Raw genomic sequence first — 12,985 nt, forward strand, 5'->3', positions numbered from 1 at the left:
GAGGGAGATGATAGCTTTTGTCGGCTTTGGCGGTAAGGGGGAGGGGGTGTTCTGGCGTTTTTTTGTAGGAGCGCATCTTGAACACGGTCATGCGTCACCGCCAATCAGATCAGGATGCAGGCGCAATACCTCAGAAGACCGCCCGCCAGTCTCTATTTCCTCCACCTGTACCCAGCCCAGTGCCGCCAGTTGCTCTATGGCCCGGTCAAGCAGCCCATCCGTCAAACCCGCCCAATCTTTCCGGCGAAGGTCACGAAGCCGGTCGCCGTCCTTAACTGCCTTCGCTTTGATCTTCTCGGCCAGCATATAGGCAGGAGCGTTAGACGTACCCAGTTCAAGGGCATAGACCTTCCGAGCGTGTAGCTCCAAAAACTCAACCCAGTTCAAGGCCAGTTCCAGCGCTTCAACCGACACGGGTGGCAACTGATTGGCGTCCATGTCCGGCGCGGCCAGTTCGACTACATGGAAGACCAGGGCCAGCGAAGGGGCTAGGGAGCGGTACTTGCTGACGTGGGATTCAAAGGCGGGCGCATGTTCCACTTCACCACCGCGTAAACGGTTTTCCAGGGCGTCTCGCCACTCCTCCCACATAGGCTGAGCTTCATCGCTGAATGGCAAGCTGGGCGGCTCATCCTCGCCAGGGAGGTACAAGCTATCCAGTGCTTCAAATACGCTGAAGGCCCGCGCCTTATCCTCGCTGGAAGCCCGCCGGTTCTGACGTATCCACTCGCCCATCGAATCCGGCCAGACGATAAGTTGGAAGCGTTGCAACAGCCCACTATCACCGGCTGACCCTGCACGGCTGCGTACCATGAAGGAAGTCAGTGGCCCCGGCTGAATGCCGCCGATCACCGAAATACAGGGATTATCGGCCCGCACTGTGCCGCGCCCAATCCGCTCGAAGGAGTACATCCCCTCACCGTTCCAAGCCGTGAGGAAAAAGCCCAGCGCCTCAGCGCGTTCCTCGCGGGTGAGGTCGTTAATCCAGCTTCCCAACTCATCTCGCGTGAATGTCAGGCCACGTTTATTCTCTTGAATCAATTCGCCCAGCTTCTCGTAGGTGACGTTCTGCGTGACGTAGCGCTTGGCGACGGCTACATTTTCCTTCTCTCGTTCCTTGAGGTCGCGTAGCGCTTCACGATCAAAACCACCAGACTTAGCCGCTTGCTTCTTCAGCCTGGCCGCCTCAGCGAGAAGCGCCTCGCGTTCTATTTCCACCTCCAAGAGTTGCGCCTCATGTGCTTCGGCGGCCTGACGCTCTAGACGTTGCAAAAACTCTAAGGCGGTATCAAGGATCATGGACTTCATGGCCCCTGGGCGGCCCACAATAGCGGCCCAGAGATTCGGCACCACCGCCCAGCCTTGAAGCCGCTCCGGTTTGATCTTGATTGATCGTCCCACCAGTCCAGAGATTGACGCCACTGCTAGCACCGCGAACAGTTCCAGGGGAATGCAGGCCAGCTCAGCGGCATTGACCAGCCAGCCGCGTAGCGCTTCGGGAACCATATCGGGCGGCATGGTAGGCACAGGCGGCAACTTGGGTGGCAAGAGCTGACGCGGTTTCCACTCCAGCCCAGAGGGGCTGTTGTGAAGATCCTTCACCTTCCCGGCCATTTGGCCCACGTCTTCGAGCATTTCAGGGTCAGCCATTCCCGCTGTCAGGGCGCTGTGGAGCGTGGGGCTGACTTCACTTTCCAGAAGCCCGGTCAGTGTTGCCGCATTCAGCAATTCGCGTTCGACTTCCCCCCGTGCCAGATGTCCGCCGCCGATCAGCCGCCCAGCTCGAAAGCCCACCGCGTTCAGACGGTTGTTTCGACCCGGTTCTTGCTGCTGTGCCAGCTCATCGGCCAGACCATGCAAGGTGATGAGCGCGTATTTTTGCTGGGCTTCGCGCTGAGTACTGGGTTTGCCGGTGAGTGGTGAGTGGGTGGGCTGCTGTGCCAGGGGGATCGGCAGCTTGGCCGGTAAGGGGAATGCCGCTTGAATCTGGGCTAGGGTGAAGCGCTCACCTGTACAAGACACGATGCGCGAAGTAAACGACTCACCTTTTTGGTGCAGGAAGCCAGGCAATCGCATGACGCGGTTTAAGCCCTTGCAGTCATCCGGACAGCTTCCCACCGCCCGCGCTATGGCCTCTTGCTGGACATTGAAGGCATTGTTATCCAGTGGAACGCTTTCAGCATCTTCAAGAATCCAATAGGCGTGAAACTTGCCGAGGCTGCTTTCATTGAGCATGGACGGCGCAAGCGGCCAGCGTTCAGGCAGAGGCTGGCCGTCAAAGTCCGCGCAATATGTTCGAATACGGGTTACGTTAGCAATAGCGCGGCCTTCGCCGTCCCCTTCATTGACCATCACGAACACGCCCGCGCCTTGCCGGTTTAAGGCTTGCAGCTCTGCCGGGTCGTGCAAGATGCGAGACAGCCGCCGATTTTTAACGGGCCGATCATCGAAGGTCTGGAAGGTGCTCCGCCCGTCAAGCTGAGCAAGAAGGGCGGTCGCTTCAGAGGGAAGGGTGTCCACACTTCACCGCCTCAAACACATTAGCCAGCGCCCGCCATGCGGCCTGTGCAGCGTAGCCCTGTTGCAACTCGCAGGCCAGTTCTTTAAGCTGCCCAGCCTCTTGCAGATCGCCTTCAAAATTGCACATAAAATTTTCCCGTTCTTGAGCTGTCTTGGCATTCTGGGCGGTTAACCGATCAGCCCAGTACAAGCAGCTTTTATGGGTGAGGGGCGTACCGTCTGCATGAAGTAGGCCCAGCACGTCGGGCAAATGGGTTAAACTGTTCGTGTCGCCCACCGTCCGCTCGGTGGGCCGCTTCATTTCTGCCCGCCGTTCAAAAAATCCTCGATGGCAGATAAGGGAATGACAATTTTCCGGCCTATGCGAATGCTGCGGAGTGCGCCGGAGCGGATCAAGTCATAGACCCCATTGCGGCCCACGCCCAGCATCGGTGCGGCCTCTTCTGGCTTTCTGGTGAGACGTGTAGGTGGTTCTTGGATTACAGTCATGGTGCGGCCCTCCTTATGGGGTCGTAAAAAGCTATGAACGCCCCGCTTAGGGAGTTCTTATCTCGTGAACGTGTGTGGGTGTTTTCTTGGTCGAGAGGCCTGCACACGTTTCGTCGTTTTTATTTTTATTTTTGTTTTCAGGTTACATACTGCTTCACCTCGTCTCGGTTCGTGATGAGATAGTACACCATTTTTCGTCTAATAAGGCGCTGTAACTAAGAGTTACAGCGCCTTATTAGATTGAACAATAGCTTGTGAAGTAGTGACGTCATAACGTATTAACGTAACTGTGTGACTTCATTTCAATGATCCTGCGTCTAAATATCGACGTAAATTCAATAGAAGTAACGAACTGCCAAAACAAGCAGAGTTAGAGTACTGGCAGGATGCCTAACCAGCCTGCGTCACTACAGTGTCACTACCAGCACAGCAGGAAGCGGGATGAGTCGGCACTCAAGACAGACTCTAGGTCGAAAAATGCCCACCCAGAGGGAGAGTCTGGGAGAGCATAAAATGGGGTGTGCTGAAGTTGTGGCAACTACGGATCAGAAGGCCAGGGGTTCGAATCCCTTCAGGCACACCACACAAAAACCTCGTCTTCGGGCGGGGTTTTTCCGTTTGTTTGGGGTGGTGCTCTCTGGCTTCATTCATGACTGCCGTTCGGGTGAGACCAAACTCATCATGACTCGGCCAAGCGCTCCAGCACCCGCCGTAGCCCCGTATCTAGCCCCGTGAGCGCTTCACCGATGCGCCACGCCGCTCGGTCACGCGGCCCCACAAAGTTGCTGATACCGCGCACCTCAGCCACCGGAACGCCTGCCAGTAAGGCGGCGTGCGCCACTCCCGCGCCTTCCATACCTTCCACCAGCGCCCCCGGCACACGCCTCAGCAGCTCTGCCGCGCCCGCCACGCTGCCGGTCACGCTGTTCACGGTGACAAAGGGGCCGCAGGGTAAACCCAAGCTCAAGCTCGCGGGCCAGCAAGCAAAGCGGCCTGTGTTGCCCGCCGTCACTTCTAGGCCCAACTCTGCAAGCGGCAAAAACGCGTCTCCATCCCAAGCGCCCAAGTCTGCCTGCACGATTTCGGAAGCCAGCGCCACGCTGCCCACTGCCAAGCCGCTGCCCTCAAAAGCCCCGCCAATGCCCGCGCTGATGGCGAGGTCATAACTGGAAGCGCTCAGGGCCGCCTGAGTCGCCAGCGCCGCCGCCACCGCGCCCACGCCGCTCATCACGATTTGTATTTCCACGCCGCTGACGTTGAGGGTATACAGCCGCTCAGCTTCTCCGGCAGTGGCGACCACGATCAGGGCGCGTTTCAAGGCTTAGCGCTGGACTGCGGCGTGATGATCGGCAAGACTTTTCGCTTCAGCAGGGCGGCGTACAGGTAGCCGGTATGGGTTTGCTGGCTGTCCTGGTAGGTCACCTGGCACCAATCGGTGCAGTCGCCGACCTTGACTTGCTGCCCCCTCGGAACCACCAGGAGGACTTTGGCTTTCAGGGACGGCTGCGCCCGCAAGTTGGTGTTGTGGCGGGTGGTGGCCTGCGCCCGAAAAACGAAATGCGCGTCTTGGGCAGCGGCGGGCAGTGTCAGGGCCAGTGCTCCAAGCAAGGCGGTGAGGGTGTGCTTCATGGTGTTCATTGTGAAGGCGCTCGCAGCGTTTGCCCACAGCGCTTTAACGAAGGGTGAAGGTGCTGGTCAGGAGAGGCGCTGGGCGTGGAAGGTTCGGGCAATCACGAAATTTTCGGCAAACCAACCTGTCGACCAATCTAGACACAGCATTGCCGTGGGCGGCGGCTGGTGTGGACTGCGCCGTCCCTTCCAAAGCAAGCTGGGACGCATCCCATAAAGCTCAAGGACGGCGGCATACTGCTCAAGCAAGCTCAGCGGGCCATGGGCCAGTTCACCTACGCCGAATGACAAATCCGGTGGCAGATAAACATTTTCAAAGAGGCCATATTCCAGAACATCATGGACGCCGCGTAAATCTTGCTCAAACTGCTTTTCTTCTGTGGGGGCAGCGGCAAACATCAAGCGTGCCCAGTCTTCTTGCCAGCTTCTTAGTCGCGGATGATGCAACGTAAAGCGCGAAAGTGTGGGTTCAAAAGCCAAGCAGTGCTCAGCAACACCTGCGGCGATGACTTGCCAGCGCTCGTGAACAGCTTGCCCCCGTTCGTCTTCGCCAATGAGGGAAAACTCAAGTTCAAGGTCGCCTTCTGAACGTCGCGCCGTTTCCAGCCTGGCCTCAACTAAATCGTCATCTACGGCTTGCTCAAGGTTCTCAAGCCTCCCTTCGAATTCTTCTCTGCCCTTTTCTTCCATGTCCCTCGCTCCTTTTTGAATACCGCCACGAAAAAGTCGCCCCCAGCTTGGAGGGCGACTGAATCAATATCTTCACGGCAAAGTCAAACGCGGCTTGTCGGGCAGAGTGCGGGCGAGGCGCTGCACTTCGCGCAGGGTGCTTTCGGCGTCCTCACGAATCCCGAGGCGCTTAAAGCTCTGCGCCAAACTTTCGGCGTCGCGCTTTAAGAGCGACTGAAAGTGAGGGTTGGTCTGGTCACTGACCTGTGGAAAATCAATCATCATCACGCTCCCCTCCCACCACAGGAGGTTGTAAGTGCTGTAATCCCCGTGGACGAGGCCGAGTTTAAGCAGCCGCGCCATGCCTTCCAGCGCTTGCTGCCAAGCAACTTGAGCTTCTTCAGGCGTCAGGCGAATATCGCTGAGCCTCGGCGCGGGCCGGTCTTCGTCGCCGATAAAGCGCATCAGCACGGCGGGACTGGTCTGGACATAATCAAATGCCTCGGGACCGATCAGCGGTTCAGGAACGTTCAGTCCGGCTTGCCAGAGCTGCCACAGCACCATGTACTCGCTGGCCACCCACAAGTCTTGCTGGGCGGCTGGGCCTTTGGAGCCGCGCTTGGCGATCGCCTTGCTCACCGCGTCACTGGTGCTGGCGAGTCCTACGCCGTAATCGCCAGTGTTTTTGAAGCTGCGGGCGGCCACGTCGCGGTAAATCTTGAGCGCCAAGAGGCCGTCGTCATTTTCAGCGAGGTAAACGGTGGCTTCTTTGCCGCTTTTGATTTCGGCCAGCACCTCGGTAATCAGGCCCAATTCTTCAAGCTGGGTCAGTACCGGGTCTTTGGCGTCGGCGTCAGCGCTCATGGCCGAGAGCTTGCGCCTGCCCTGCGGTTTACGGCGCTTGCGGCTGAGCTTTTGCTCTTGCTCCGCGTCGTCGCCGCTCACATGGCGGTCTAAAAGCTGGCCCTTCAACTGAGGCCTTGAAAACTAACTGTTCGGGTCGTATAGGGGGGAACCGCTGAAACTTGGTGCAGCATGCATACTCCGTGAATCAGAAAATGGGGCGACGGGGAGAAAGCCTCGTTGCGCGTCTTCAATCAAAACAAGCTCGGTTAAAACAAAGTAGTTGTCAGTCATGTTGCTGCACCTCCTTTCAGGTGATGGCTCAGCTTAGCAGGTGAGGCGGCCATGAGGAAGGGCGCAGCGCGGCGGGTAGGCCAATGTGCTTAGCACTCTCCTTGACCCAACAAGCCAGTGGCAACCGACAAGCTCTACTTCAGCGTTTTGCTAATCGCCGCGTTGCTGAAAAAGTCGCTGGCTTTTGCGCTGCTCGGCACTTTGCCCTGCTTTTGCAAGTACGCCACCGCCTTTGTCCACGCGGCGGGGTCGCTGTAGCCCAGACCGCTGACTTTGGTGGCGCTGCTCTGCATCAGCGGCAAACTGGCCTGCAAGACGCTGAGCGTGCCGCCGCCGCTGCCGAAGTCCTTGAGCCCAATCTTGAAGGCTTGGGCCGGATCGTTGATGGTCAGGCGCATGGCCCGCTGCGAGGCCCGCACCACTTTTTTGGCCAGCGCCGTCTGGGCGTTTTTGTCGGTGGTGATGATGCCTACGCCCACCATCGGGTAAGCCGCCGTCACGTCGAGGGTGTTGACTGGCACGCCCGCCGCTTTCAGGTTCACGACTTCGTTGTTGACAAAGCCCACCGCCGCGTCTACCTTGCCGCCGCGCACCGCTTCAAGCTGGGTAAAGCCGATGGAAGCCAGTTTCACGTCGCTTTCTTTGAGGCCCGCCGAGTCGAGCAGTGCGCCCAGAGCAAAGTAAGTGCTGCCGAAGGTGCCGGGAATGCCGATGACTTTACCCTTCAAGTCGGCGGGCGTGCGGATATTTTTGCTGGCCAAACTGAACACCGTCGCCGGAACTTTTTGGTACATCGCCATGATGTATTTGACCGGCTGTCCCGCCGAACGCGCCAAAATCGCGTCTTCAGGATCGCCCACCACGAAGTCGAGTTTGCCTTGCAGCAGCAGCGGAATAAGTTCGGAAACGTAACCGTGCTGATACTCCACGTTCAGCCCCTCGGCCTTGAAGTAGTCCAGCCGCTTGGCGACGTAAAACGGCGTGAACTGCACATTGGGGATATACCCCAGCCCGATATGAATGGTGGGCAGTGGTGGCGTTTGGGCCTGGGTCGCACCGAGCAGGCCCAAACTGAGAACAGCGGTGAAAAGAAAGCGTGACATACTCAGCAGTTTAGAGCTGGGGGCGCTTGTGCAAGTGTTACGCGGCTGAGGCAATCTGATGGGAGCTTACAGTAGGGGCAATGTGAGCGGTTCTTGAGCCAGCTCAAAAGGCAGGTCTAAAGAAAAGGAAGTGGCAACCCACCTGCTTTTTCTGGCAGGATGCCAGCATGAGTATCCTCAACTTCGTGGGCCGCGCCGCGCTGGCTTCTATTTTCGTTCAGGGCGGCCTCTCGGCGCTGCAACACCCCCAGCAACGCGCCAAACTGGTCGAGCGGGCCGGACTCCCGCAGCCGGAGCTGCTGACCCAAATCAACGGCGGCATCATGGCCGCGTCGGGCGTGCTGATGGCGCTGGGCATCATGCCGCGTACCTCGGCGCTGGCGCTGCTCTCCAGTATGGTGCCCACTACTGTTGTCGGCCACCCGTTTTGGCAACTGGAGGGAGCCGAGCGCCAGGGTCAGATGCTGCATTTTGCCAAAAACGTGGCCATGATGGGCGGTCTGCTGCTGGTGGTGGCTGACCGGGGAAAGTAACAGCGGCAGCAGAGAAATAAAAACCGCGTCCATCACTGGGACGCGGTTTTTTCAAATCTGAACTTACTTCTGCTTGCTGGCTTCTGCCTTGCCCTGCTGATCGAGCGCCTTAAAGTCCTCGTCGCTGAGGATCAGGCCTGCCGCCGCCACATTTTCTTCGAGGTGCTTGACTTTGCTGGTGCCGGGAATCGGCAACATCACCGGGCTGCGCTGCAAAATCCATGCCAGAGCGATCCCGCTGGCGCTGACCTGGTGCTTCTCGGCCACGCTGCTGAGCAAGCTGCCTTCTTTGGCAAGGCTGCCCGACGCCAGCGGGAACCAGGGAATAAAGCCGATGTTCTGCGCCTCGCAGTAGTCCAGCACTTCTTCGCTTTGGCGGGTCACCAGGTTGTAGAGGTTTTGAACGGTGGTCACTTCAAAGACCTGCTGGGCGGCTTTGATCTCTTCCACGCTGACTTCCGACAAGCCCAGGTGGCGAATCAGGCCTTCGTCTTGCATCTGCTTCATCACGCCGAACTGCTCGTCACGCGGCACTTTTTTGTCGATGCGGTGGAGTTGCCACAGCGGAATCTGCTCGATTTTGAGGCGGCGCAGGCTCATCAGCACGCACTGACGCAGGTACTCGGGGCGGCCCAGCGGCGGCCAGACATCGGGGCCGTGACGGGTCAGGCCGCCTTTGGTGGCGATCACCGTGTCGCCGTAAGGGAAAAGCGCTTCGGCGATCAAATCTTCGGAAATATAAGGGCCGTAGCTGTCGGCGGTGTCAATAAAGTCAATGCCGAGTTCGGGAAGGCGTTTGAGAACCTTGAGGGCTTCCTCACGGTCATCCGGCTCGCCCCAAATGCCTTTGCCGGTAATCCGCATGGCTCCGTAGCCGAGGCGGTTGACGCTGAGGTCGCCGCCGATCTTGAACTGGCCGCTGGCCTGTGCGCTGAGTGAATGGGTTTGAGTCATGCCCAGGGTTCTAGCGCTCCTAGCGCCTGAGCAATGCGGCAGCGCTCTCAGGATGAAGGTCTGCTCAAAACGGCGCTTAGCGCGGGGGACACTCTTCGAGAATCCGCGCCGCTTGGTCTGAGGCTTCGGAGTCGGGTAAAAAGCTGCCGTGAAGTTGAAGTACGGGCGAAAGGGGAGTATCCAGCTCGTCGTACAGCACCACGCGGTTGCGGCCCGTCTGTTTGGCCTGATACAGCGCAGTGTCGGCGCGGGCCGCCGTTTGCGCCAGCGACTCGCCTTGTTCGCGCAGCGCCACCCCCAAGCTGACGGTCAGCGGCGTGGCGTCGTCGGTGTACTGCACACTTTCGCGAATAGATTCGGCGAACAGATAAGCCAGCGTCGGGGTACTGGCAGGCAGCAGCACCAAAAATTCCTCGCCGCCCCAGCGCCCCACCGCAGGTTGCGGCGCGGACGAGCGCGGGGAAATGCCGAGCTGGCGGTAAATCAGTTGGCCCACCGACCAAAGCAAGCGGTCGCCCTCGGCGTGTCCAAAACGGTCGTTGACCTGCTTGAAGTGGTCAATATCCACCATCATCACGGCGGCGCTCTCAAGCGGCTTATAGGTCTGCCACAAGTTGATCAGCGCCCGGCGGTTGGGCAAAGTGGTCAGGTCGTCGGTGTAGGCAAGGCGCTGGTACACGCGGCGCGATTCGTGGGCTTCTTCCCACCACTTCCGGTACAAGTACAGCAGGAAAAAGACGCCCACTGTCGCGGTCATCAGCGCCAAGGAAATCCAGCGTTCCGGCGAAGGATCGCGGCCTATCAGTGAAGCGCTGATGGAGAGGTGAAGGCCTGAGTAGAGCACGGTGGTGAGAACGACCCAACGGGTACGTTGAAACAAAAAAATGCCAGCAGCAACAATATACAAGCTGTTTTCTGAAAACGCGCCTAGACCGTCAGTACCAAACAGACGCAGCACATTGAGTGCGATGCCGTTGGCGCACAGGAGCGTGAGCATTAAAAACTCGTAGCGTGTCGAAAGCGTGCGCGAACGCCCAAAAATGGCTCCGCCGATTAAGACCAGCAGCAGCGGCACATAAAGCGGCCACCAAACCGGCAAGACCCCTGTCAGCGACCCCCATAAAATAAAGAACCCCAAAGGAATAGAAAAAAACAGCGTCGCCTCAAAAATCTTGAGATGCTTGTCTTGGTGTTCTTGAAGAACAGAGGGTTCTAGATTGTTGAGGACAGGCTGCTTCAAGGGCGCTCCAAGAGTGGGCCGAAGAGAGATCCAGGATCAGCTCCAGTTTCACTTCGCTCGGCTGGAAACGGCCATCAAAGTAGCGCCGAGAGTCGCACAGCTTTCTTGCTTGTTAGATTACTCACATTACTCATGGACTTCAAATGGCTGTATAGGCTTAGACGATAAGCTGAAATCTAAGGCAAGCGCACCGGATCGCAGTTGCCCGACAAGCTCTCCTCGGCGCTTTGCGCCACCACCACCTGTTCAGTTTTGCCCACGTAACCGATGCAGCGGGCCAGCGCGTCCATATAATCCGGGTCACTGGCTTTGGCTTTGGCGTCTTGAAGGACAGTGACGTCTTGTTCGAGTTGCGTTTGTTGGCTGCGGGCCAGCGCAGTTTGCTGCGTCCAGGTCAGGTAACGGTAGCCACTCTGGCCCAGCAAAAATGTCATTTGGACGATGCCCAGTGCCGCGAGCAAACTGGCGATCATCATGGTCAGGGGCAGGCGGCGCACTTCCTCCCAGCGCGGCAAACGGAGTTTCATTGCTGATTAGTCTAGCGCAAGCGCTGCGTTCCCGAGTTGGCTCAGCCGTCCGCTATCCGAAGGTGAGCGGCTGACCGGCAAGCTCACACAAAACGGCGGCCCACTTGCTCAGGCCGCCGTTTGCTTGTTTTCAGCCGTGCTGCTCTGCCTACTTTAGGCCTTGCCCAATGACACGCTGCTCAGCGTGCCGCCTGCCAGCACCGAGGCAAATTCTTCGCCCGACAGGGTTTCGTGTTCGATCAGGGCGGTGACGATGCTGTGGGTGCGGTCGAGGTGGGTCCTCATCAGCTCCAGGACACGCTGGTACTGAGACTCGATCAGCGACGAGACTTCTTCGTCGATCAGGCGGGCGGTGCGCGGCCCGTAGTTGCCCATCGCCGTGCCGCCGAGGTACATGCTGGCCTCACTGCTGAGCGCCACTTTACCGAGCTTGTCGCTCATGCCCCACTCGGTCATCATCCGGCGGGCGATGTTGGTGGCCTGCTGGAAGTCGTTTTGCGCTCCGGTGGTGACTTCCCCGAAGACGATTTCTTCGGCGGCGCGGCCCGCCAGCGCCACGGCGATCATGTCTTCGAGCGCGGCCCGCACGTAATGCACCCGGTCTTCACGCAGCGGCATCATGTAGCCTGCCGCCCGTCCACGCGGCACGACGGTCAGTTTGTGAACGCGGTCGGCGTGCGGCAGCAGTTGCGCGGCCAGCGCGTGCCCGACTTCGTGGTAAGCCGTCACCTTTCGGTCTTTTTCACCGATGACCATGCTGCGCCGCTCCGGCCCCATCAGTACCCGGTCACGGGCTTCGTCAATGTCTTTGTTGGTAATCCGGCTGCGCTGTTCTCTGGCTGCGCCCAGCGCCGCTTCGTTGAGCAAGTTCTCCAGGTCGGCCCCGACCATACCGGGTGTCTGCTTGGCGATGGCAGCCAAATCCACGCTCAAATCCAGCGGCTTTTTGCGGGCGTGAATCTTGAGGATGGTTTCGCGGCCCCGGACATCCGGCGCGTCGACGACCACCTGACGGTCAAAGCGTCCAGGCCGCAGCAGCGCGGCGTCCAGCACGTCGGGGCGGTTGGTGGCCGCCAGAATGATCACGTCGTGGCCGGTGCCGAAACCGTCCATCTCGACCAGCAGTTGGTTGAGGGTCTGTTCGCGCTCGTCGTTGCCGCCCTGCATTCCGGAGCCGCGTTTGCGGCCCACCGCGTCGATTTCGTCGATGAAGACGATGCAAGGCGAAGCTTTTCGGGCCTGCTCGAACAAATCACGGACGCGGGCCGCACCGACGCCGACAAACATCTCCACGAAGTCCGAACCGCTGATCGAGAAGTAAGGGACTTTGGCTTCTCCGGCCACTGCCCTTGCCAAAAGCGTTTTGCCGCTGCCGGGAGGGCCGACCAGCAAAACGCCGTGCGGGATGCGTGCGCCCAGAGCATGGTACTTCTCGGGGTGCTTGAGGAAATCGACCACTTCGGTGAGGTCGGCTTTGGCTTCGTCGCAGCCCGCCACGTCACCGAAGTTGACTTTAACCTGGCCTTCTTGAAACAGGTTGGCTTTAGATTTGCCGAACTGACTCGCGCCGCCGCCCTGATTGCCACGTGCGCCGCGCCAGATCACCAGCAGCACCAAGCCGATCAAAATCAGCGGCAGCAGTTGAGTGATCCAGCCGAAGGGTGAGCCGCCGCCGACGACTTGGGTTTCCACTTTGGCGGCCCGCAACGCGCTGAGGGTCTGCCCGGTGGGCGGCACCACCACGTCGAGCGTGCGGCCCTCGCCCTGCACGGTGGCCCGGACGTTGCCGTCACCGTCAATGATCACCCTGCTGACCCTGCCGGCGCGGACATCGGCGAGGAAATTGGAAGCGGTGTAGTTCTGGTCGTTGCGAACGGCGGCTGGCTGTCCGGGCGACTGCTGCGCTCCCGCTGCGCCGAGTAGCAGCGAGCTGATCAGGAGTGGAGCCAGCCAGCCCGTGACGCGCCGCTGCCACGCTGAGAAAGAGCGTTTGTAAGAAGTGGTTTGCCGGTCAGTCGGGCGGCGCAGGGTCATGCCGTATGGTACGGCGCACCGGCCTGAGCTTACTGATTGAGAATGACAATTGCCGAGCAGACTGTCAAAAGTGGGCAGAGCGCTTTTGCCACCTTGCGCTCCCTTCTTTCCACTGTCCGGTTTTCACTCTCCAACACCCAACGTGAACAA

The 12,985-nt window shown here is 59.2% G+C and carries 13 protein-coding genes; 1 reads left to right on the plus strand and 12 read right to left on the minus strand.

What is annotated here, in order from left to right; all coding sequences use genetic code 11:
- Window positions 1-87: 87 nt before the first annotated feature.
- The 8 genes from FNU79_RS01250 to FNU79_RS01285 form a co-directional block, all read right to left on the minus strand.
- Window positions 88-2,520 (minus strand): DUF3987 domain-containing protein, encoded by a 2,433-nt coding sequence (locus FNU79_RS01250; RefSeq protein ID WP_143719098.1) that lies wholly within the window; start codon window positions 2,518-2,520, stop codon window positions 88-90.
- Entirely contained in the window at window positions 2,501-2,821 is a 321-nt protein-coding gene (locus FNU79_RS01255; RefSeq protein ID WP_143719099.1) for a hypothetical protein, read from the minus strand. The genes FNU79_RS01250 and FNU79_RS01255 overlap by 20 nt, the downstream gene beginning before the upstream one ends.
- On the minus strand, window positions 2,818-3,009 hold the full coding sequence (locus FNU79_RS01260) for a helix-turn-helix domain-containing protein (protein ID WP_143719100.1): 192 nt from the start codon (window positions 3,007-3,009) through the stop codon (window positions 2,818-2,820). The genes FNU79_RS01255 and FNU79_RS01260 overlap by 4 nt, the downstream gene beginning before the upstream one ends.
- 679 nt (window positions 3,010-3,688) lie before the next feature.
- Entirely contained in the window at window positions 3,689-4,327 is a 639-nt protein-coding gene (gene mqnB, locus FNU79_RS01265) for a futalosine hydrolase (protein WP_225429802.1), read from the minus strand.
- Window positions 4,324-4,638, minus strand: coding sequence for an SH3 domain-containing protein (locus FNU79_RS01270; protein WP_185974572.1), 315 nt, complete (start codon window positions 4,636-4,638; stop codon window positions 4,324-4,326). The genes mqnB and FNU79_RS01270 overlap by 4 nt, the downstream gene beginning before the upstream one ends.
- Window positions 4,639-4,704: 66 nt before the next feature.
- Entirely contained in the window at window positions 4,705-5,328 is a 624-nt protein-coding gene (locus FNU79_RS01275) for a hypothetical protein (RefSeq protein ID WP_143719102.1), read from the minus strand.
- 72 nt (window positions 5,329-5,400) lie between these two features.
- Window positions 5,401-6,252 carry an RIO1 family regulatory kinase/ATPase domain-containing protein gene (locus FNU79_RS01280; RefSeq protein WP_225429803.1) on the minus strand — a complete coding sequence of 284 codons (852 nt, stop codon included), beginning with the start codon at window positions 6,250-6,252 and terminating at the stop codon, window positions 5,401-5,403.
- Between the two features lie 326 nt (window positions 6,253-6,578).
- Window positions 6,579-7,547, minus strand: coding sequence for an ABC transporter substrate-binding protein (locus FNU79_RS01285; RefSeq protein ID WP_143719103.1), 969 nt, complete (start codon window positions 7,545-7,547; stop codon window positions 6,579-6,581).
- A gap of 167 nt (window positions 7,548-7,714) precedes the next feature.
- Here FNU79_RS01285 and FNU79_RS01290 point away from each other — a divergent pair, with 167 nt between their 5' ends.
- Complete coding sequence (locus FNU79_RS01290) at window positions 7,715-8,080, plus strand: DoxX family protein (RefSeq protein WP_143719104.1); 366 nt, start codon at window positions 7,715-7,717, stop codon at window positions 8,078-8,080.
- 63 nt (window positions 8,081-8,143) lie between these two features.
- Here the strand turns inward: FNU79_RS01290 and FNU79_RS01295 are convergent, their stop codons facing one another.
- The 4 genes from FNU79_RS01295 to ftsH all read right to left on the minus strand — a co-directional run bounded on the left by FNU79_RS01295 (window position 8,144) and on the right by ftsH (window position 12,835).
- Window positions 8,144-9,034, minus strand: coding sequence for an aldo/keto reductase (locus FNU79_RS01295; protein ID WP_143719105.1), 891 nt, complete (start codon window positions 9,032-9,034; stop codon window positions 8,144-8,146).
- A gap of 76 nt (window positions 9,035-9,110) precedes the next feature.
- A complete protein-coding gene (locus FNU79_RS01300; RefSeq protein WP_143719106.1) occupies window positions 9,111-10,274 on the minus strand; it encodes a GGDEF domain-containing protein in 1,164 nt (387 codons plus the stop codon).
- A 176-nt stretch (window positions 10,275-10,450) separates the two neighbouring features.
- Window positions 10,451-10,801, minus strand: a complete 351-nt coding sequence (locus FNU79_RS01305) for a cell division protein FtsB (protein WP_143719107.1) — start codon at window positions 10,799-10,801, stop codon at window positions 10,451-10,453.
- A gap of 153 nt (window positions 10,802-10,954) precedes the next feature.
- Window positions 10,955-12,835 carry an ATP-dependent zinc metalloprotease FtsH gene (gene ftsH / locus FNU79_RS01310; protein ID WP_143719108.1) on the minus strand — a complete coding sequence of 627 codons (1,881 nt, stop codon included), beginning with the start codon at window positions 12,833-12,835 and terminating at the stop codon, window positions 10,955-10,957.
- Between the last annotated feature and the right edge of the window lie 150 nt (window positions 12,836-12,985).

Source organism: Deinococcus detaillensis, from assembly GCF_007280555.1.
Classification (GTDB): Bacteria; Deinococcota; Deinococci; order Deinococcales; family Deinococcaceae; genus Deinococcus; species Deinococcus detaillensis.

Bases quoted from the DNA above. Each gene is read 5' to 3' on its own strand.
- FNU79_RS01255 (WP_143719099.1), bottom strand. From the start codon at position 2,821: ATGAAGCGGCCCACCGAGCGGACGGTGGGCGACACGAACAGTTTAACC.
- FNU79_RS01260 (WP_143719100.1), bottom strand. From the start codon at position 3,009: ATGACTGTAATCCAAGAACCACCTACACGTCTCACCAGAAAGCCAGAA.
- FNU79_RS01270 (WP_185974572.1), bottom strand. From the start codon at position 4,638: ATGAAGCACACCCTCACCGCCTTGCTTGGAGCACTGGCCCTGACACTG.
- FNU79_RS01275 (WP_143719102.1), bottom strand. From the start codon at position 5,328: ATGGAAGAAAAGGGCAGAGAAGAATTCGAAGGGAGGCTTGAGAACCTT.
- FNU79_RS01285 (WP_143719103.1), bottom strand. From the start codon at position 7,547: ATGTCACGCTTTCTTTTCACCGCTGTTCTCAGTTTGGGCCTGCTCGGT.
- FNU79_RS01290 (WP_143719104.1), top strand. From the start codon at position 7,715: ATGAGTATCCTCAACTTCGTGGGCCGCGCCGCGCTGGCTTCTATTTTC.
- FNU79_RS01295 (WP_143719105.1), bottom strand. From the start codon at position 9,034: ATGACTCAAACCCATTCACTCAGCGCACAGGCCAGCGGCCAGTTCAAG.
- FNU79_RS01305 (WP_143719107.1), bottom strand. From the start codon at position 10,801: ATGAAACTCCGTTTGCCGCGCTGGGAGGAAGTGCGCCGCCTGCCCCTG.
- ftsH (WP_143719108.1), bottom strand. From the start codon at position 12,835: ATGACCCTGCGCCGCCCGACTGACCGGCAAACCACTTCTTACAAACGC.